General features: G+C 73.4%; 16 protein-coding genes and 2 pseudogenes. 12 read left to right on the top strand and 6 right to left on the bottom strand.

Annotated elements, in window-relative coordinates:
• Positions 1–378: pseudogene (locus tag IE249_RS38700) on the bottom strand (A/G-specific adenine glycosylase); the annotation flags it as partial.
• 225 nt (positions 379–603) lie between these two features.
• Between IE249_RS38700 and IE249_RS28245 the strand changes: the two are divergent.
• The gene (locus IE249_RS28245) at positions 604–1,431 is read left to right on the top strand and encodes a hypothetical protein (RefSeq protein WP_189709213.1); all 828 of its coding nucleotides are present in this window, start codon (positions 604–606) and stop codon (positions 1,429–1,431) included.
• Between the two features lie 69 nt (positions 1,432–1,500).
• Here the strand turns inward: IE249_RS28245 and disA are convergent, their stop codons facing one another.
• A complete protein-coding gene (gene disA, locus IE249_RS28240) occupies positions 1,501–2,625 on the bottom strand; it encodes a DNA integrity scanning diadenylate cyclase DisA (RefSeq protein WP_189709211.1) in 1,125 nt (374 codons plus the stop codon).
• 82 nt (positions 2,626–2,707) lie between these two features.
• Positions 2,708–4,117, bottom strand: a complete 1,410-nt coding sequence (gene radA / locus IE249_RS28235) for a DNA repair protein RadA (RefSeq protein WP_189709209.1) — start codon at positions 4,115–4,117, stop codon at positions 2,708–2,710.
• A 163-nt stretch (positions 4,118–4,280) separates the two neighbouring features.
• Here radA and IE249_RS28230 point away from each other — a divergent pair, with 163 nt between their 5' ends.
• Complete coding sequence (locus IE249_RS28230; protein ID WP_444544816.1) at positions 4,281–6,005, top strand: BACON domain-containing protein; 1,725 nt, start codon at positions 4,281–4,283, stop codon at positions 6,003–6,005.
• Between the two features lie 86 nt (positions 6,006–6,091).
• Here the strand turns inward: IE249_RS28230 and IE249_RS28225 are convergent, their stop codons facing one another.
• Complete coding sequence (locus IE249_RS28225; protein WP_189709205.1) at positions 6,092–6,997, bottom strand: DUF3109 family protein; 906 nt, start codon at positions 6,995–6,997, stop codon at positions 6,092–6,094.
• 116 nt (positions 6,998–7,113) lie between these two features.
• On the opposite strand from IE249_RS28225, the pseudogene IE249_RS28220 reads away from it, so the two are divergent.
• The 4 genes and pseudogenes from IE249_RS28220 to ilvD all read left to right on the top strand — a co-directional run.
• Positions 7,114–8,034: pseudogene (locus IE249_RS28220) on the top strand (Ppx/GppA family phosphatase); the annotation flags it as partial.
• Positions 8,035–8,162: 128 nt separating this feature from the next.
• Entirely contained in the window at positions 8,163–8,996 is an 834-nt protein-coding gene (locus tag IE249_RS28215; RefSeq protein WP_189709203.1) for a sugar phosphate isomerase/epimerase family protein, read from the top strand.
• Entirely contained in the window at positions 8,993–9,601 is a 609-nt protein-coding gene (locus IE249_RS28210; protein ID WP_189709201.1) for a TetR/AcrR family transcriptional regulator, read from the top strand. Before IE249_RS28215 ends, IE249_RS28210 begins: the two co-directional genes overlap by 4 nt.
• Before the next feature lie 128 nt (positions 9,602–9,729).
• Positions 9,730–11,583: a dihydroxy-acid dehydratase gene (gene ilvD / locus IE249_RS28205; protein WP_189709199.1), complete on the top strand. Its 1,854-nt coding sequence runs from the start codon at positions 9,730–9,732 to the stop codon at positions 11,581–11,583.
• A gap of 65 nt (positions 11,584–11,648) precedes the next feature.
• On the opposite strand, the gene IE249_RS28200 is transcribed toward ilvD, so the two are convergent.
• A complete protein-coding gene (locus IE249_RS28200; RefSeq protein ID WP_189709197.1) occupies positions 11,649–13,844 on the bottom strand; it encodes a serine/threonine-protein kinase in 2,196 nt (731 codons plus the stop codon).
• A gap of 182 nt (positions 13,845–14,026) precedes the next feature.
• Between IE249_RS28200 and IE249_RS28195 the strand changes: the two genes are divergently transcribed.
• From IE249_RS28195 to proC, 6 genes are all read left to right on the top strand, one after another.
• On the top strand, positions 14,027–14,347 hold the full coding sequence (locus tag IE249_RS28195; RefSeq protein WP_189709195.1) for an SH3 domain-containing protein: 321 nt from the start codon (positions 14,027–14,029) through the stop codon (positions 14,345–14,347).
• A gap of 71 nt (positions 14,348–14,418) precedes the next feature.
• Complete coding sequence (locus tag IE249_RS28190; protein WP_189709193.1) at positions 14,419–14,940, top strand: EamA/RhaT family transporter; 522 nt, start codon at positions 14,419–14,421, stop codon at positions 14,938–14,940.
• Between the two features lie 358 nt (positions 14,941–15,298).
• Complete coding sequence (locus IE249_RS28185; RefSeq protein WP_189709191.1) at positions 15,299–16,096, top strand: class I SAM-dependent methyltransferase; 798 nt, start codon at positions 15,299–15,301, stop codon at positions 16,094–16,096.
• A 66-nt stretch (positions 16,097–16,162) separates the two neighbouring features.
• Positions 16,163–16,963: an ABC transporter ATP-binding protein gene (locus tag IE249_RS28180; RefSeq protein ID WP_189709189.1), complete on the top strand. Its 801-nt coding sequence runs from the start codon at positions 16,163–16,165 to the stop codon at positions 16,961–16,963.
• Positions 16,960–17,766 (top strand): ABC transporter permease, encoded by an 807-nt coding sequence (locus tag IE249_RS28175; RefSeq protein WP_189709187.1) that lies wholly within the window; start codon positions 16,960–16,962, stop codon positions 17,764–17,766. Before IE249_RS28180 ends, IE249_RS28175 begins: the two co-directional genes overlap by 4 nt.
• Positions 17,767–17,834: 68 nt before the next feature.
• Entirely contained in the window at positions 17,835–18,644 is an 810-nt protein-coding gene (proC, locus tag IE249_RS28170) for a pyrroline-5-carboxylate reductase (RefSeq protein WP_189709185.1), read from the top strand.
• Positions 18,645–18,704: 60 nt separating this feature from the next.
• Here proC and trpS read toward each other — a convergent pair whose 3' ends face one another.
• Entirely contained in the window at positions 18,705–19,706 is a 1,002-nt protein-coding gene (gene trpS / locus IE249_RS28165) for a tryptophan--tRNA ligase (RefSeq protein ID WP_189709182.1), read from the bottom strand.
• Between the last annotated feature and the right edge of the window lie 350 nt (positions 19,707–20,056).

Below are 20,056 nucleotides of genomic sequence, written 5' to 3'. Positions count from 1 at the left end.
GGCCGGTACGTCACCGCCGTGCCGTTCCGTTATGGCGACCGCGGCGCCGTGCAGGCGCAGGGCGCGGCGCGGGTAGCCGAGCCGGCCCCAGGCGCGGACCGCCTCGCCCGGCGCCTCCTTGGCGAGGTCGGCGGGGCGGGGCCAGCGGCCGAGCCACTGCTCGTAGACGGGCAGCACCCGGCTGACGGGGGTCTGCTGCAGCATGAACTCGCTGACCATCACACCCCAGGCGCCCGCTTCGGGACGCCGCCAGGGCAGGTCGCGGGCGTTGTCGTCGAACCAGCCGATGACCTGGGTGTGCAGGGTCTCGCCGGGCGGGCCGGGGGCCGGGGCCGTGGTGGTGGGGCCGCTGTGTGGGGGCAGTGTGGGCGCAGTCATGACGCTTCCGATCCTGCCACGTGGGAGTCGGCCGCCGTGGGAGGCCGGAGGATGCGGCGCGGGCGGCCCAAAGGACAGAATGGTTACGCAGGGTGATCGCGCGGTCGCGACTTCCGCAAGAGAGGCCACCTGTACGGACGTTGCCGGAATGATGATCCGGAAAAGTTGTGGTCGTCGCGGCGGGTGGGGCAGGTGAAGCCGGGGATCTCTCGTACAGTTTGGGCCGTGGGATCTCTGCGCAAACCCGTCGGGCCGCTACCCCCCTCCATCTACTGGCGCCGGAGGGTCGTACTGCTGTCCGTGGTCGCCCTGTTGACGCTGCTGATCGTCTGGATCCTCACCTCCGGCGGCGGGGGTCACCACGACAACGGCGGCGGGTCCAACGGCAAGAATCCCACCCCCTCCACGATCACGCCGGGCCCCTCCCAGTCCGGCCCCGCGATCAGCCAACATCCCGGCGGGCGCGAGGAGTCGAGCGGCGGCGACGGGTCGGGCTCGGGGTCCGGTTCCGGTTCGGGGTCCGGCTCCGGCTCCGGCGGTGCGGGCGGGGACGGTTCGGGTTCCGGCTCCGGAGCGGGGACCGGGGTCACGGACGACGGCGCCAAGGGCGGCGGCGGTACGATCGCCACCCTGCCGGCCGACACCACGCTGCCCAACTGCACGTCCACAGCGGTCAAGTTGACGCTGCGCAGCGTGCGCAACTCCTACTCGCCCGGCCAGCTGCCGGCGTTCGAGGTGACCGCGAAGAACACCTCGGCCGGCGACTGCAAGATCGACCTCGGTCCTAAGTCCGCGGTGGTGACGGTCACCAAGGCCGGCAGCAGCGACGACTACTGGTCGTCGGCCGACTGCCCCAAGGGCGCCGGAAGCCTGCTCTACCGGGTGCCGGCGGGCAGCGGCATCACCTACACCCTGCGGTGGGACCGCAAGCCCAGCGCCCCGCAGTGCGCGACGCCCCCGGCGGGATCGGCGGGCGCGGGCACGTATCTGGTGCAGGCGCAGGTGCCGGGGTACGGGAAGCTGCAGACGTCGTTCGTGCTGTCGGCGGACTGAGCCGGCCGTACGGGCTCGGCGGACCGACCGGGCTCCGCCGGCCGGGGCGTTCGAGCGGGCGGCGTCCGGTCAGACGTAGCGCTCCAGGATCGACGACTCGGCCAGCCGCGACAGCCCCTCGCGCACGCTGCGCGCCCGGGCCTCGCCGACCCCGTCCACCGTCTGGAGGTCGTCCACGCTGGCGGCCAGCAGCTTCTGCAGGCCGCCGAAGTGCTCGACCAGGCGGTCGATGATGGCGCCGGGCAGCCGCGGCACCTTGGCGAGCAGCCGGAAGCCGCGCGGCGAGACCGCCGAGTCGAGGGTCTCGGGGGAGCCGGTGTAGCCCATGGCGCGGGCCACCGTGGACATCTCGAGGAGTTCGGCGTGGCTGAGCGCGTCGAGCTCGGCGAGTGCCTCGTCGACGGTGCGGGAGCGCTTGGCGGTGGGCTCGGGCACGTAGTCCCGCACGACCAGTTCGCGCTCGGGCTCCACGCCCGCGATCAACTCGTCCAGCTGGAGGGCGAGAAGACGGCCGTCGGTGCCCAGCTCCACGACGTACTCGGCGATCTCGGTGGCGATGCGGCGGACCATCTCCAGGCGCTGCGCGACCGCCGAGACGTCCCGGACCGTCACCAGGTCCTCGATCTCCAGCGCCGACAGCGTGCCCGCGACCTCGTCCAGGCGCAGCTTGTAGCGCTCGAGGGTGGCCAGGGCCTGGTTGGCGCGGGACAGGATCGCCGCGGAGTCCTCCAGGACCCGGCGCTGCCCGTCGACGTAGAGCGCGATGAGGCGCATGGACTGCGAGACCGAGACCACCGGGAAGCCGACCTGCTTGCTCACCCGGTCCGCGGTGCGGTGCCGGGTGCCGGTCTCCTCGGTCGGGATCGTCGGGTCCGGGACCAGCTGCACACCCGCCCGCAGGATCTTCGAGAGGTCCGAGGAGAGCACGATGCCGCCGTCCAGCTTGCACAGCTCGCGCAGCCGGGTCGCCGTGAACTCGACGTCCAGCACGAACCCGCCCGTGCACATCGCCTCGACGGTCTTGTCGGAGCCGAGCACGATGAGTCCGCCGGTGTTGCCGCGGAGCACCCGCTCGAGTCCGTCCCGCAGGCCCGTGCCGGGAGCCACGGCGCTCAGTGAGGCGCGCATCAGGCCATCGGCACCGGAACTCCCGCCGGACTTTCCGGGAGCTGCCGCCCGGTCGTTGGCTGCCACTGCACTCCTCCGGTCGCAGGTTCTTCTGGCGCTCCCGTTTCGCACACTCGGTTCGTACGGACGGGCGAGACCAGGGCAAAGTCTACCGGCGGTCCTCCTGCTCCCGTGGGGCCTCTCGGCGACGCGAGCGCGGCAGCACCCGCAGCGCGTCCCCTATGTCGGCCACTTCCAGGACCTTCATGCCCGGCGGGACCTTGCCGGGATCGCCCGGTACGAGCGCGTGCGTGAAGCCCAGGCGGTGCGCCTCGGAGAGCCTGCGCTGCACGCCCGTGACCCGTCTGACCTCGCCCGCGAGGCCCACCTCGCCGATCGCGACGAGGTTCTTCGGCAGCGGGGTGTCGCTCGCGGCCGACGCCAGCGCGAGGGCGACCGCCAGGTCGGCGGCCGGCTCGGACAGCTTCACGCCGCCGACCGTCGCCGAGTAGATGTCCCGCTTGCCGAGCGCGCTGATCCGGCCGCGCTGCTCCAGCACGGCCAGCATCATCGACACGCGGGAGGTCTCCAGGCCCGACGTCGTGCGCCGCGGGGAGGGGATCTGGGAGTCGACCGTCAGCGCCTGCACCTCGGCGACGAGCGGACGGCGGCCCTCCAGGGTGACGGTCAGGCAGGTGCCGGGCACCGGCTCGTCGCGCCGGGTCAGGAACAGGCCGCTGGGGTCGGCCAGGCCCGTGATGCCCTCGTCGTGCAGTTCGAAGCAGCCGACCTCGTCCGTCGCGCCGTAGCGGTTCTTGACACCGCGGACCAGGCGCAGGCGCGCGTGCCGGTCGCCCTCGAAGTGGAGCACGACGTCCACCAGGTGCTCCAGCAGGCGCGGGCCCGCGATCGCGCCGTCCTTGGTGACGTGGCCCACCAGCAGGGTGGACATCCCGCGCTCCTTGGAGGCGCGGATCAGCGCGCCCGCCACCTCGCGCACCTGGGCCATGCCGCCGGGGGCGCCGTCGATCTCGGGCGAGGCCACCGTCTGCACCGAGTCGAGGATCAGCAGGGAGGGCTTGACCGCGTCCAAGTGGCCGAGGACGGCGGCCAGATCGGTCTCGGCCGCGAGATACAGGTGGTCGTCGATGGCGCCGATGCGGTCGGCGCGCAGCCGCACCTGGCTCGCGGACTCCTCTCCCGTCACGTACAGCGTGCGGTGCTCGTCGCTCGCCGCCTTGGCGGCCACGTCCAGCAGCAGCGTGGACTTGCCGACGCCGGGCTCGCCGGCGAGCAGCACGACCGCGCCGGGGACGAGTCCGCCGCCGAGGACGCGGTCCAGTTCCGGCACGCCGGTGGAGCGGGCGGTGGCCCGGCGGCCGTCGACCTGGCCGATGGGCAGGGCGGAGGTGGTGACCCGGCCCGGCGTCGTCGTACGGACCGCGGGCGCGCCGTACTCCTCGATCGTGCCCCAGGCCTGGCACTCGGGGCAGCGGCCGAGCCACTTGGCCGTCTGCCAGCCGCATTCCGTGCAGCGGTAGGACGGGCGGTCCCTGGTGGTCTTCGTACGGGTGGCCATGGACGAAACCGTAGCCGCCGCCACTGACAACGCGGGCGCCGGCCGTGCGGCGCGGCCCGCCTCCGTGCCGGTCCCCTTATGAGGGATCGTTTCACCCGTACGAATTAAATGTGCCGAGGGCGCGGGAGCGGACGATCCCGGGCCGCCTACGGTCGCACGGGTGATGAGCAGCAGTCCGGAGACCTCGATCCGCATGACCGGTGCACACCGGGCGCACCGCGAGGCGCGCGACCGCGCTGCCGCGCGCACCTTGGCGCAGCGCCCGCCCGCGCGCTACGAGCCGTACCTCGACGGCCTGTTCACCTACTGCCTGTCGGTGCTGTGCGACCACGACTCGGCCACCGCCGCGCTCGGGGACGCGCTGGCGTTCGCCGAGCGGCGCGGGCAGCGGGTGCCCGCCGCCGCGGGGGAGCGGCGGGCCTGGCTGTACGCGCTGGCCCGCTGGGCGTGCCTGCGCAGGCTGGCCGAGTCCAGACACAGACGCCAGGGCACGCACGCCTCCGGCCGGCAGGGCGCCGGCCGTGAGCGGGCGGTGCCCGCCGACTCCACGGCCGGCGAGAAGGCGCGGCAGGAGCGGCAGCGCGAACTGGCGCTGCTGGCCTGGCCGGAGGCGGCCGGCACCACCCCCGAGCAGCGCGAAGCGCTCGAACTCGCCGTACGCCACCACCTCGCCGCCCACGAGGTCGCCGCCGTGCTCGGCCTGAGCCTCGCCGCCACCCGGGAACTGCTCGCCTCCGCCGCCTGCGAGGTGGAGCGCACGCGCGCGGCGCTCGCCGTCGTGGAGACGGGCGCCTGTCCGAGTGTGGCGCGGCTCACCGGGGACGAAGGGCTCGTGCTCAGTACGGCGCTGCGGCGCGAGCTGGTCCGGCACGTCGACGACTGCCCGCGCTGCCGCCGCGGCGCCGAGCGCGCGATGCCGGGCCGGTGGCCCGGCGCCACCGTCACGCCGGCCGAGCTGCCCGTCCTGCCGGCGCCCCGGGCGGACCTGCACGTCGCCATGGTCCACCACCCGCCCGCGCGGGGCGCCGTCCCGCGTTTCGACCGGCGTGGTTTCCCCATGGACCCCAAGGACCGCGCGGCCCGCAGGGACCGGCTGCGCGCGCGTGCCGTCACGACGACCGTCGTCGCCACCGTCGTCGCCGCGCCCGTGCTCGCCCTGTGGGCGGCCTACCGGGGCACCCCGACCGGCGAGGGACAGGGCGGCGGCCCCACCGCCACCGCGCACGAGGAGCGCGACCCGGCGGTGCTGGGCGGCGAGGAGGCGGGCGGAGGCTACGAGAACGCCGGCAACGCCCGTCCCGGGCCGGACGTCTCCGTGGAGGTCGTCAGCGTCACGGGCTCCGGGCGCAGGAGCGGCGACCTGACGGTGACCGCGGCCAACTCCGGCGACACCACCCTGATCACCCTGACCGCGTCCGGCGCCGGGCCCGTCCACTGGTCGGCCTCCACCGGGGCGTCCTGGCTCTACCCGAGCCACTCCTCCGGGACCCTCGCGCCGGGCGAGTCGGTGACGATCAAGGTGTACGTCGACCCCCTGCGCGAGCCGTCCGGCCACTGGAGCGCACGCGTGGCGATCGCACCGGCCGGAGCCGTGGTGACCATCGACGGCCACGGCACGGCCCCGAGCCCCTCCCGCCCGTCCGGCGCCCCCACCGGCCCACCGGCCACGCCGGCCCCGCCGCCCACCGTGCCCCCGACGGGCCCTCCAGGCTCACAGAGCCCGTCGCCCTCGGTCCCGTCGGACCCGGCGCCGAACTCCTCCCCGCCCTCCGGCCCGACGCCGACCCCGACCGGCCCGGCGCCGGCCGACCCGTCACCGTCGGCCCCGGAGGGATCCGCCCCACCGCGGGGCGGCAGCGCGGGCACGCCCGCGCCTGCGGACGGTTAGGGCGCGGACCACCGGTGTCACGGCCACCGGCGCCACGCCGCGCCCACCGCCCGTACGGCGTCCACCCGTCAGCCGGCGTCCCCCCGTCAGACGGAGTCCGCCGACGCGGCGGGGTCCGCGGGCCCGGCGGGATCCGCCGACCGGGCCGGGTCCGCCGGATGCGGTGCCACCAGCGGCAGCTGGGAGGCCAGGCGCTGCTCGCACAGTTCGACCAGGCGGTCGTAGCCCGCCTTGCCCATCAGTTCCGTCAGTTCCGCGCGGTAGGAGACGTACACCGGATCGCCCGCGCCGTGGGCCGAGGTCGCCGAGGTGCACCACCAGTGCAGGTCGTGGCCGCCCGGGCCCCAGCCCCGGCGGTCGTACTCACCGATCGACACCTGCAGCACGCGCGTGTCGTCGGGGCGGTCGATCCACTCGAAGGTCCGCCGCACCGGCAGCTGCCAGCACACGTCCGGCTTGGTCTCCAGGGGCTCGCGGCCCTCGCGCAGCGCCAGGATGTGCAGCGAGCAGCCCATGCCGCCGGAGAAGCCGGGACGGTTCTGGAAGATGCAGGAGCCCTGGAAGGGGCGGGTCTGCCGGGAGCCCTCCTCGTCCTCGGACACCCAGCCGTCGCGCGTGCCCTCGGCGTGGTTCTGCCAGATGTCCGGCGTGAGCCTCGCCACGTACCCGGCGACCCGCTTCTCGTCGTCCTCGTCGGAGAAGTGCGCGCCCAGCGTGCAGCACCCGTCGTCCGCGCGGCCCGCCTGGATGCCCTGGCAGCCGCTTCCGAAGATGCAGTTCCAGCGGGAGGTCAGCCATGTCAGATCACAGCGGAAGACCTGTTCGTCGTCCGCCGGATCCGGGAACTCCACCCACGCGCGCGCGAAGTCGAGCCCCTTCTCGTCGGACCGCACGTCCTTCTTCCCCGCCTTCCCCGGCTTTCCCCGCTTCGCCGCCTGCGCCGGATCCGCGGCCGACGATTTATCGGTCTTCGCCTTTTTCGTCTTTGGCACCCGTCCAGGGTAAGTCGCCCGGCGTCCCGCGCGGGACCGTCCCGGCACGGGCGTCAAGGGGACCGGTCCGGGCATCCGGGGCGGAGGGCGGCCCAGGTGGCAGTAGCGTTCCGTACATGAGACTCGGTGTCCTCGACGTGGGTTCGAACACGGTCCACCTGCTGGTGGTCGACGCCCACCCCGGCGCGCGCCCCCTGCCCGCGCACTCGCACAAGGCGGAACTGCGCCTCGCTCAACTCCTCGACGGGGACGGCGCGATCGGCCCCGACGGCGTGGACAGCCTGGTCGCGGTGATCAAGGACGCGCTGCGGGCCGCCGAGGACAAGGGCGTCGAGGACCTGCTCCCGTTCGCCACCTCCGCCGTGCGCGAGGCGGGCAACGCCGACGACGTCCTCGCGCGCGTGCGCGCCGAGACCGGCGTGGAGCTCCAGGTGCTCAGCGGCGAGGAGGAGGCCCGCCTCACCTTCCTCGCCGCCCGCCGCTGGTTCGGCTGGTCGGCGGGCAAGCTGCTGGTCCTGGACATCGGCGGCGGCTCCCTGGAGATCGCGTACGGCATCGACGAGGACCCCGACGCGGCCGTGTCGCTGCCGCTCGGCGCGGGCCGGCTCACCGCCGGACGGCTGCCCGGCGACCCGCCGGACCCGGAGGACGTCAGGGCACTGCGCCGCCATGTGCGTACGGAGATCGCTCGGACGGTCGGCGAGTTCAGCCGCTTCGGCGCCCCCGACCACGTGGTCGGCACCTCCAAGACCTTCCGGCAGCTGGCGCGCATAGCCGGCGCGGCCCGCTCCGCGGACGGGCTGTACGTCCAGCGCGAACTCAAGCGCGAGTCCCTGGAGGGCTGGGTGCCGAGGCTGGCCGCCATGACGTCCGACGAGCGCTCCGAGCTGCCCGGCGTCTCCGACGGCCGCGCGGGCCAGCTGCTGGCGGGCGCCCTGGTCGCCGAGGGCGCGATGGACCTGTTCGGCGTGGAGCGCCTGGAGATCTGCCCCTGGGCCCTGCGCGAGGGCGTGATCCTGCGCCACCTCGACCACATGGACAGCCCCGCCCCCGGCCCCGCCCCGCGACGCGAGCCGCTGAACGGACGAGCCCTGGGACATGGCGAAGACCACAACGGCCAATAGGCGGCCCGCACTCCCCGGACGCACCCCGTAACCTGTCCCCCATGGCAGAGCCAGTCGTGCGCATCCCGGATGCGAAGGTCGCCCTGTCGACGGCCTCCGTCTACCCGGAGTCGACGGCGACGGCCTTCGAGATCGCCGCGCGCCTCGGATACGACGGTGTCGAGGTCATGGTGTGGACCGACCCGGTCAGCCAGGACATCGAGGCGCTGCGCAGACTCAGCGACTACCACCGGATCCCGATCCTCGCCGTTCACGCCCCCTGTCTGCTGATCACCCAGCGGGTGTGGTCCACCGACCCCTGGGTCAAGCTCCAGCGCGCCAGGGCCGCCGCCGAGAAGCTCGGCGCGAGCACGGTCGTCGTCCACCCGCCCTTCCGGTGGCAGCGGCAGTACGCCCGCGATTTCGTCGCCGGCGTCTGGCGGATGGCGAACGAGACGGACGTACGGTTCGCGGTGGAGAACATGTACCCCTGGCGCTACCGCGACCGCGAGATGCTCGCGTACGCCCCCGACTGGGACGTCACGAAGGACGACTACCGCCACTTCACGATCGATCTCAGCCACGCGGCGACCGCCCGCACCGACGCCCTGGAGATGGTCGACCGCATGGGCGACCGCCTCGGGCACGTGCACCTCGCGGACGGCAAGGGTTCCGCCAAGGACGAGCACCTGGTGCCGGGCCGCGGCGCACAGCCCTGCGGACAGCTGCTGGAACGTCTCGCCGGCTCCGGTTTCGACGGCCACGTCGTCATCGAGGTCAACACCCGGCGCGCCATGTCCGGCGCCGAGCGCGAGGCCGACCTCGCCGAGGCCCTTGCCTTCACCCGGCTGCACCTGGCGTCCTCGGCGCCCTCGGTGCGGGTGCCCCGGCGATGACCGGCACCACCGCGCCCCGCCGCCGCGGCCGCCCCCGCCGCGAGGAGGCCGCCGACACCCGCGACCACATCCTGACCGCGGCCCGCGAGGAGTTCTCCGAGCGCGGCTACGAGAAGGCATCCGTGCGCGGAATCGCCAAGGCGGCCGGCGTCGACCCGGCCCTCGTGCACCACTACTTCGGCACCAAGGAGCAGGTCTTCGCGGCGGCAATCGAGGTCGCCTTCGCGCCCGCGCTCAACGCCCCGGAGGCGCTCGCCGACGCTCCCCTGGACGCCGTGGGCGAACGCCTGGCCCGCTTCATCTTCGGCGTCTGGGAGAACCCCACCACCCGCACACCCCTGCTGGCGATCGTCCGCTCCGCCCTGAACAACGACACCGCGGCCGCCGTCTTCCGCCGCCTGGTCGCCTCCCAGCTGCTGCGCCGCATCGCCGGCCGCTTCGACCAGCCGGACGCCGAGCTGCGCGCCGAGCTCGCGGCCGCGCAGCTGGTGGGCTGCGCGATGCTGCGGTACGTGATCAAGGTGGAGCCGCTGGCGTCGGCGGACGTGGAGCGGATCATCGCCAGGGTCGCCCCGGTGGTGCAGGGGCATCTGACCGGGCCGTGAGGCGGGCGGCTCCGCCGGGAGCGCCTCACCACGAGACACCCGTCCCGCATTCCGGACACCTCGTCCCGAAGCATGGATGACCGGCGTACGCTCGACCGAGTCAGAACTCTCCGAAGGAGCGAGCGACGATGCCCGAGCTGAGGTCCCGCACAGTCACCCACGGACGCAACATGGCGGGCGCCCGCGCCCTTATGCGCGCCTCCGGTGTACCGGGCGCGGACATCGGCCGCAAGCCGATCATCGCCATCGCCAACAGCTTCACCGAGTTCGTGCCCGGCCACACCCACCTCCAGCCGGTGGGCCGGATCGTCAGCGAGGCGGTCCGCGAGGCGGGCGGGATCCCGCGCGAGTTCAACACCATCGCCGTCGACGACGGCATCGCGATGGGCCACGGCGGCATGCTGTACTCGCTGCCCTCCCGCGACCTGATCGCGGACAGCGTGGAGTACATGGTCGAGGCCCACTGCGCCGACGCCCTGGTCTGCATCTCCAACTGCGACAAGATCACCCCGGGCATGCTGATGGCGGCCCTGCGGCTGAACATCCCGACGGTCTTCGTCTCCGGCGGCCCCATGGAGGCCGGCCGCGCCACCCTGGTCGACGGCACCGTCCGCACCCTCGACCTGATCGACGCGATCGCCGAGGCCGCCAACGACAAGGTCTCCGACGAGGACATCCTCCGCATCGAGGAGAACGCCTGCCCGACCTGCGGCAGCTGTTCGGGCATGTTCACCGCCAACTCGATGAACTGCCTCACCGAGGCGATCGGCCTGTCCCTGCCCGGCAACGGCTCGGTCCTCGCCACCCACACCGCGCGCAAGCAGCTCTACGTCGACGCGGCCCGCACGGTGATGGACATCACCCGCCGCTACTACGAGCAGGACGACGACACGGTCCTGCCGCGCAACATCGCCACCTTCGCTGCCTTCGAGAACGCCATGGCCCTGGACATCGCCATGGGCGGCTCGACCAACACGATCCTGCACCTGCTGGCCGCCGCCCAGGAGGCGGGCGTCCCCTTCGGCCTGGAGCAGATCGACGCCGTCTCGCGCCGCGTCCCCTGCCTGGCGAAGGTCGCGCCGAACGTCGCCAAGGACCGCACCTACTACATGGAGGACGTGCACCGCGCCGGCGGCATCCCCGCCCTCCTCGGCGAGCTGCACCGCGCGGGCCTGCTCAACGAGGACGTGCACGCCGTCCACAGCCCCTCCCTCGCGGACTGGCTCAAGACATGGGACGTCCGCGGCGGCTCCCCGAGCCCCGAGGCCGTCGAGCTGTGGCACGCGGCCCCCGGGTGCGTCCGCTCCGCCGAGGCCTTCTCCCAGTCCGAGCGCTGGGAGGCCCTGGACGACGACGCCGAGGGCGGCTGCATCCGCGGCGTCGAGCACGCGTACTCCAAGGACGGCGGCCTCGCCGTCCTCAGGGGCAACCTGGCGGTCGACGGCTGCGTGGTGAAGACGGCGGGCGTCGACGAGTCGATCTGGACCTTCGAGGGCCCGGCGGTCGTCTGCGAGTCCCAGGAGGAGGCCGTCCAGAAGATCCTCACCCAGCAGGTCAAGGAGGGCGACGTCGTCGTCATCCGCTACGAGGGCCCCAAGGGCGGCCCCGGCATGCAGGAGATGCTCTACCCGACCTCGTACCTGAAGGGCCGGGGCCTCGGCAAGGCGTGCGCGCTGATCACCGACGGCCGCTTCTCCGGCGGCACCTCGGGCCTGTCCATCGGACACGCCTCCCCGGAGGCCGCGTCCGGCGGCACGATCGCCCTGGTCGAGGACGGCGACCGCATCCGCATCGACATCCCGGGCCGCTCCATCGAGCTGCTGGTCCCCGAGGAGGAGCTGACCGCCCGCCGCGAGGCCCTCGGCGGCGCGTACGCCCCGAAGGACCGCGACCGCAAGGTCTCCGCCGCCCTGCGCGCCTACGCCGCGATGGCCACGAGCGCCGACAAGGGCGCGGTGCGGGACGTGTCGAAGCTGGGCTGAGCGCATCGCTCACACACGGCAAGGGCCGCTCCCCGGGGAGCGGCCCTTTCGCGTGGCACCGGGTCTCACCAGGTCGACGGGCCGCTTCCGTCCACGGCGAAGACGGCTCCGTCGGGGGCGCCGGCGTAGACGCGGCCCCCCGCGAGCACGGGCGCGGGCACCGAGGCGGCGACCCGGTCGCCCCTGGCGCCCAGCCGGGCCGGCGTCTGCCCGACCAGCGTCCCCTTGCGCGCGTCCACCGCGAGCAGCCGCCCGTCGGCCGAGCCGACGTACACATGGCGCCCGTCGGTGACCGGCACGGAGGCGCGGCTCACGGACGTCTGCAGGGACCACAGCCGCTTGCCCGAGCCCAGGTCGACCGCCTCCAGTGCCCCGCCGACGGCCATGAGGTACGCCACGCCGTCGTGCACCGTGCCGTGCGCCTCCTGGAGCCGCACGGTCAGCGGGCTCCGGCGCGTCTCACCGGTCCCGGGGGAGTAGCCGACCAGCGCCCGCGCCTCGCCGTAGACCGGGTCGAGGGACAGGAAGCGCACGGACCCGCCACCGCTGCCGATCGGTTCGAGGGAACCTTTCAGCCGGGCGTCCCAGCGCACCTCGCCGGTGCGCGGATCGACGGCGGTGACCCGCGTGCTCCTACCGTCCGCCGACACACTCGCCGTGTACGCCAGGGGGTCGCCCGCGTAGGAACGGAAGTAGGGCGTGCGCTGCCCCGGCAGGGGCCGGCTCCACTTGGCCGCTCCGGACGCGCCGTCCACGCCGGTCACCGTGCCGTCCGGGCCGGTCACCAGCAGCACGCCCCCGGCGGCCTGCACCCCGGCGGCGGCCGGTACGGCACGCTTCCAGCGCACCTTCCCGGTCGCGGGGTCGAGCGCCTCCAGGCGTCGTCCCCCGTCCGTCAGGGTCGCCACCAGGCCGCCCGGGACGGGCGGCGGCGTGCTGATCACCGAGGTGCTGACGGTGTGCCGCCACAGCAGCCTGCCGTCGGCCGGGTCGAGGGCGAAGACCAGCCCCGGCCGTGCGCAGGACAGCGCGCGGGCCACGTACGCGCAGTGGGGCGTGCCCGTGCCGCCGGACGGGGGCGCGGCCTCCCAGGGGCCGATCCGCGCCGAGGCCGCCCGCGTCCCGTCGGCCGCCGGCGTGCGCCCGCCGTCCCCGCCGAACAGCGCCACCGAGCCCAGCGCGCCGCCCACCGCGAGGGTCACCGCCGCCGCGACGAGCACCAGCCGCCGCCCGAGCCACCGCGGTCCGCCCGAGCCCGGCTGCTCCCCTTGCGCCTCGCCGTGAGCCTTCCCGCGCACGCGCTTCTGCGGACGGGTGCCCGGCAGGCGGCCGGCCGGCTTGCCCGCCGCCCGCTGCTCAGCCCGCTCTCCCGCCCTCTGCCCCGCGCTCTGCTCCGCCCGCTGTTCCGGTATGAACGCCTGGGTGTCGTACGCGGCCGCCACCGAGCGCAGTTCCCGCATCAGCTCGTCGGGCGTGGGCCGGTCCTCGGGCTCCTTGGCCAGACAGCGCAGCACGAGCGGGGCCAGGTTCTCCGGTACGCCGGTCAGGTCCGGCTCGTCGTGCACCACCTGGTACGCCACGATGTACGGGCTGTCGGAGTCGAACGGACCGCGCCCGGTGGCCGCGTGCACCAGCACCGAACCCAGCGCGAAGACGTCGGCCGCGGGCCCCACTTCACGCGGCCGGCGGAACTGCTCGGGCGCCATGAAGGGCGGGGTGCCGATCAACTTGCCGGTCTCCGTGCGCAGTTCGCTGTCCTTGGGCCGGGAGATGCCGAAGTCGATGACCTTCGGGCCGTCCTCGGCGAGCAGGACATTGCTCGGCTTGAGGTCCCGGTGGACTACGCCCACGCGGTGGATGTCGCGCAGCGCCTCGGCGAGCCCCGCCATCAGGCGGCGCAACTCGGCGGGAGCCATGGGCCCGTTCCGCTTGACGTGCTCGGACAGGGTGGGGCCGGGGATGAACAGGGTGGCCATCCAGGGGCGTTCGGCCTCCGGGTCGGCGTCGACCACGGGTGCGGTGAAGGCACCGCTCACCCGCCGCGCCGCCGCGACCTCCTGCCTGAACCGGCCTCTGAATTCGGGGTCGTTGGCGAACTCGGCGTGCACGACCTTGACCGCGAGCTTCATCCCGGAGGTGCTGCGGGCCAGGTGTACGACGCCCATGCCGCCCGAGCCGAGGCACGACTCCAGGCGGTAGTGGCCGGCGTACTCCGGAAGTTCCGCTTCCACGCCCGCTCCGCTGCTGCGCTGTGGCGCCATGGAACCACCCCCGTGCTGTTCGTCCGCGCGCGCGACGCACCGACCCTAGTCGATGACTCGAACGGGACCCAGGAGGCTTGCTAGCGTTCCCGTACGAATCATGCACAGGTGTTTCATCGCGCGATTCATGGGAATCAACGGGACCCCATGACAGTCATGGGGTGCAACGGGGGAGGTCATCCATGTCGGTCGACTCTGTCGAGAACGCCAGAGACAACACCGGGGAGGGCGCCGAGCAGGCCGTCGCGGCCGCGGTGCATTACTACTCCGTCGCCCCCGGCGTGAACCTCAACGTCCGCAGCGGCCCCGGCACCGGCTACCCGGTCGTCCGGACCCTGTCCCAGGGCGCCAAGGTCCCGATCTACTGCCAGACACCGGGCACCACGGTCTCGGGCCCCTACGGCACCTCGAACATCTGGGACAACATCGGCAACGGCGAGTACGTGTCCGACTCCTACGTCTACACGGGCGCCGACGGCTACGTGACGTCGCGCTGCTCCTGACCCGGCGATCCCGCGGACCCGGGACCCATCCCGCCCGGAGCCCGCGTCCGCACCGGAGCCATAATCGTCCCGTGAGCGACGACAACGGCACCCCGGACGGCACCGCGGGCTCCGCCGGCCCCGGTGCCGGTGCGAGCGGCCCCCGGCCCGAGCCCCTGCGCTTCTTCGGCACGAGCTGGGTGGACCACGACAACGGCTACGCGGCCCGCCGCGCGGGCGTGGCGGCCGGCTCCCTGTTCGCCGCCGCGGCCGCCTGCTTCGTGCTCCGCTTCGCCTACCAGGGCGTGGCGATGGCGAACTCGGGCGCCTTCGTCACGCTGCTGGTCGTGGTGATGTTCGCGGTGTGCAGCGCGCTCGCTTTCCGGCACACCTGGGACGGCTTCTCCAAGCGTCCCGACCCGGACCGGCAGGCATCCCTGCGGGGCCTGCTCGCCATCGGTTTCGTCGGCTCGCTCCTGGCCTACTTCTTCCGCTCCCTGACCGAGGCCCCCGGCGAGAAACTGCACCGCGAGGAGTACGAGCGGGCCCGCGAACAGCACGCCCGCCGCACCACCCGCCGCTCCGGCAACCCGAAGAAACGCCGCCACCCCTGACCGGCGCCCGGACGCCCGGGACGGCAGCCCGCGCCGGGACGCGGCCGCGCCGGGATACCGCACCGCATCGCGGAATGCGGCGCCCGCATTGGAACGCGGCCCCGCAATGAAAAGCGCCCCCGCAATGAAAAGCGCTTGCGGACGAATCCGCCCCGTCGCGCCCGACCACCGACCGCGACCCCGAGCGGTCACACGACCCCGCCGGAACACGACCCCGGGATCAACGGCGACCCGCGACGGACCACGCCCCCGCGACCGACGACCACGCCCCCGCGACCGGCCACCGCCCCCCGCCGGAACCCGGCACGGACGAAAACCCCCTGTCGCCCCACACCACCGCGCCCCCACCATGGGCGCCATGACCGCACCCACCCCGCGCCCCTGGACGGGTCTGAACGCCACCCGGGCCCGTTCCTTCAACGCGGCCGCCGCCGAGTACGCCGCCAACCGCCCCTCCTATCCGCCCGCCCTCCTGGACGCGATCGAGGAACTCGCCGGCCGCCCCCTGACCGGCGCCCGCGTCGCGGACGTCGGCGCCGGCACGGGCATCGCGACCGCCCTGCTCCACGGGCGTGGCGCCGACGTGCTGGCCGTAGAGCCGGGCGAGGGCATGGCGGCCCAGTTCCGCCGCACCCTCCCCGACGTCCCGGTCGTGCGGGGTGACGGCAACGCCCTCCCGCTGGCGACCGCGTCCACCGACCTGATCACGTACGCCCAGTCCTGGCACTGGACCGACCCCGCCCGCGCGGTCCCGGAGGCCCTGCGCGTGCTGCGCCCGGGCGGCGCGCTGGCGCTGTGGTGGAACACCGACGCGGACGACGTCGCATGGATCGCCGAGCAGGGCCGCCGCATCGCCCGCCACTTCGACGTCGACATCGCCGCCGAGCAACGAGCCGCCGGCACCCGCGCCGACCTGGCCGACCCCAGCGGCCGCCTCCACTTCCACCGCCGCGGGATCCGCTGGACCCGCACCGTCCCCCTGGACACCCACCTGGCCAACCTCGCCAGCCACTCGATCTTCCTGGTCTCCCCCGCCTCCCACAGCTCCACCTTCTTCACGCAGGAACGAGCCCACCTGCTCAAGATCTTCCCCGACGGAGCCGTAGAGGAGACGTACGACGTGAACCTGTTGGTGGCGACCAGGCCGGAGACGTGACCCGGACCCTTCCGACCCCCGCAGGCCCTTGACGCGGGACCTCTCGCGCGAGTTAATCATCGTGTGATGAATAAATCCTCGGGGGCTCCGCCCCGTATCGAGTCGGCCGATGCCGTGCACGCGGCGGGGCTCACCGTCGTGCGTGGTCCCCGCACCGTCCTGCGCGGGCTCGGCTTCACCGTGCCGCGTGGGCAGATCACCGGACTGCTCGGTCCCTCAGGGTGCGGGAAGTCCACGCTCATGCGGGCGATCGTCGGTACGCAGGCCAAGGTGAGCGGCACACTGGACGTCCTCGGCCGCCCCGCCGGCCACCCCACGCTGCGCACCCGCGTCGGGTACGTCACCCAGAGCCCCTCCGTGTACGACGACCTGACCGTGCGCCAGAACCTCGACTACTTCGCCGCGATCCTCGACCCCGGCCGCGCCGCCGCCGGGCGCCGCCGCGACGACGTCACCCGGGCCATCGCCGACGTCGACCTCACCAGCCACACCGACGCCCTCGCCGGCAACCTCTCCGGCGGCCAGCGAGGCCGCGTCTCCCTGGCCGTCGCCCTGCTCGGCACCCCCGAACTGCTCGTCCTCGACGAACCCACGGTCGGTCTCGACCCCGTACTCCGCCGCGACCTGTGGAACCTCTTCCACCACCTCGCCGCCACGCGCGGCGCCACCCTCCTCGTCTCCTCCCACGTCATGGACGAGGCCGAGCGCTGCCACCGCCTGCTCCTCATGCGCGAGGGCGAGATCCTCGCCGACGACACCCCCGACGCGCTGCGCACCCGCACCGGCGCCGACACCGTCGAGGCGGCCTTCCTGCACCTGGTCGACGAGGCGGTCGCCGCGGGCCGCACCAAGGAGTCAGCACGATGAGCACCACCGCCACGACCGGCGCGCAGGCGCACCACCACGCGCAGCCCCGCACCCACACCCGCGCCCTCAGCGCAGCCCGTACCACCGCCACCGCCGCCCGCGTCCTGCGCCAGCTCCGCCACGACCCCCGCACCATCGCCCTGATGCTGCTGGTCCCCTGCCTGATGCTGGTCCTGCTCCGCTACGTCTTCGACAGCAGCCCGCGCACCTTCGACAACATCGGCGCCTCACTGCTCGGCATCTTCCCCCTGATCACCATGTTCCTGGTGACCTCCATCGCCACCCTGCGCGAACGCACCTCCGGCACCCTCGAACGCCTCCTCGCCATGCCGCTCGGCAAGGGCGACCTCATCGCCGGCTACGCCCTCGCCTTCGGCTCCGTGGCGATCATCCAGTCCGCCCTCGCCACCGGCCTCGCCCTGTGGTTCCTCGGCCTGGACGTCACCGGCTCGGCCTGGCTGCTCCTCCTGGTCGCCCTGCTCGACGCGCTCCTCGGCACCGCCCTCGGACTCTTCGTCTCGGCCTTCGCGGCCTCCGAGTTCCAGGCGGTCCAGTTCATGCCGGCGGTGATCTTCCCCCAGTTGCTCCTGTGCGGCCTGTTCACCGCACGCTCCAACATGCACCCCGTCCTGGAGGCCATCTCCGACGTGCTGCCCATGTCCTACGCGGTCGACGGCATGAACCAGGTACTGCGTCACACCGACATGACGACGACCTTCGTACGGGACGTACTGATCGTCGCCGGCTGCGCCCTTCTCGTCCTCGGCCTCGGAGCGGCCACCCTGCGCCGCCGCACGGTGTGACGGCGCGGGCGGTGTCCGCCGGCCGGACACACCACCGCCCGCCGCGCCCCCGGTGCGAGGATGAACCCATGAGCCAGAAAGTCGCAGTCCTCGGCACCGGCAAGATCGGCGAAGCCCTGCTCAGCGGAGTGATCCGGGCCGGCTGGGCGCCGGCCGACCTCCTGGTCACCGCCCGCCGCCCGGAACGGGCCGAGGAACTCCGCAGCCGCTACGGAGTCACCCCGGTCACCAACCCCGAGGCCGCCAAGACCGCCGACACCCTGATCCTCACGGTCAAGCCCCAGGACATGGGCACCCTCCTCGACGAACTCGCCCCGCACGTCCCCGCCGACCGCCTGGTCATCAGCGGAGCCGCGGGCATCCCCACCGCCTTCTTCGAGGAGCGCCTGGCCGCCGGCACCCCCGTCGTACGCGTCATGACGAACACCCCCGCCCTCGTCGACGAGGCCATGTCCGTCATCTCCGCCGGCACCCACGCCACCGCCGCGCACCTCGCCCACGCCGAGGAGATCTTCGGCGCCGTCGGCAAGACCCTCCGCGTCCCCGAGTCCCAGCAGGACGCCTGCACCGCGCTGTCCGGCTCGGGCCCGGCGTACTTCTTCTACCTGGTCGAGGCCATGACCGACGCGGGCATCCTGCTCGGCCTGCCCCGCGACAAGGCCCACGAGCTCATCGTCCAGTCCGCCATCGGCGCCGCGGTCATGCTCCGCGACAGCGGCGAACACCCGGTCAAGCTCCGCGAGAACGTCACCTCCCCGGCCGGTACGACGATCAACGCCATCCGCGAACTGGAGAACCACGGGGTGCGCGCGGCCCTCATCGCCGCCCTCGAGGCCGCCCGCGACCGCAGCCGCGAACTGGCCTCCGGCAACAACTGACACCGGCAGCGAGTGGCTCAGCGGAGGCCCGGTCCGGGCGCCCGCCGAGCCACCGGCCCTTCAGGCGGGCAGCAGCCCGATCGCCCGGTACGCGGCGTCCACCCGCGGCCGCGCCATCTCCCTGGCCCGCCGCGCACCGTCCCGCAGCACCCCGTCCACGTACGACGGATCCGCGCACAGTTCCCGGTGCCGCTCCTGCAACGGCCGGAGCACCTCCACCACCGCCTCGGCGGTGTCCTTCTTCAGGGCCCCGTACGAGTCGTAGCCACGACTCAGCTCCTCCGGGTCCCCGCCCTCGCAGGCGGCCAGGATCTCCAGCAGGTTCGCGACCCCCGGCCGGCCCTCCCGGTCGTAGACCACGTCCTGCCCGCTGTCGGTCACCGCCCGCATGACCTTCTTCCGTACGACCTCCGGCTCGTCCAGCAGATAGACGATGCCCGGCCCGGAGTCTTCCGACTTCCCCATCTTCGAGACCGGGTCCTGCAGATTCATCACCCGCGCGGCCACGGCGGGAGGCGTCGCCCTCGGCACCACGAAGGTGTGCCCGTAGCGCTGGTTGAACCGGACCGCGAGGTCCCGGCTCAGCTCCACGTGCTGGGTCTGGTCCTCACCGACCGGCACCTCGTCCGTCCCGTACGCCAGGATGTCCGCCGCCATCAGCACCGGATACGTCAGCAGAGACAGCCGTACGCTGCCGCCCCGCGCCCGTTCCCGCGGCGCCTTCTCCTTGTACTGGATCATCCGGCGCATCTCGCCGTCCGTCGCCACGCACTCCAGCAGGTACGACAGCCGCGCGTGCTCGTCGACGTGGCTCTGCACGAACACCGTGCACAACTGGGGATCCAGTCCCGCCGCCAGCAGCAGCGTCGCGGCCTGCCGGCTGAGCCTGCGCACCCGCGCGGGATCGTGGTCCACGGTCAGCGCGTGCAGATCGACCACGCAGAACAGGGCGTCCGCCCGGTGCTGGTCGACCTCGGCCCACCGTCGCAGGGCCCCCAGATAGTTCCCCAGCGTCAGGTTCCCGGTCGGCTTGACCCCGCTGAACACCCGTGTCCGTGTCATCTCCACCGTTCACTCCGTCTCCTGGTCGAGGCCGCCGTCCCCGGCCGGCCGCCCTCGGAGTGGTGGAGGGAGAAACAGAAACGGCCGCCGAGGCGGCGGCCGTTGCATGCGTACGTGAGCGCGGCCGCCGTCAGGCGGCCCACCAGCACTGGTTGTACGTACGCGTCATCACGCGCCCTACAGTACGCCCCTGGTGTGCCGTCCCGCCGCGAGTTGACACACCGCGTCGGCATCCGTAGGGTTCTTCGGGTTGTCACGGACCGGAACGGTTCCGCGGCAGCACCTCCCGCCGCATCAGCGGCACTCCAAAACCTCTGCACGACCTCCCAGTGGGAACGATTTCGGCATGC

This window comes from Streptomyces anandii JCM 4720 (assembly GCF_014650655.1).
Lineage (GTDB): Bacteria > Actinomycetota > Actinomycetes > Streptomycetales > Streptomycetaceae > Streptomyces > Streptomyces anandii.
The sequence above is the reverse complement of the archived record's forward strand: the minus strand, read 5'-3'. Positions and strand labels throughout refer to the sequence as shown.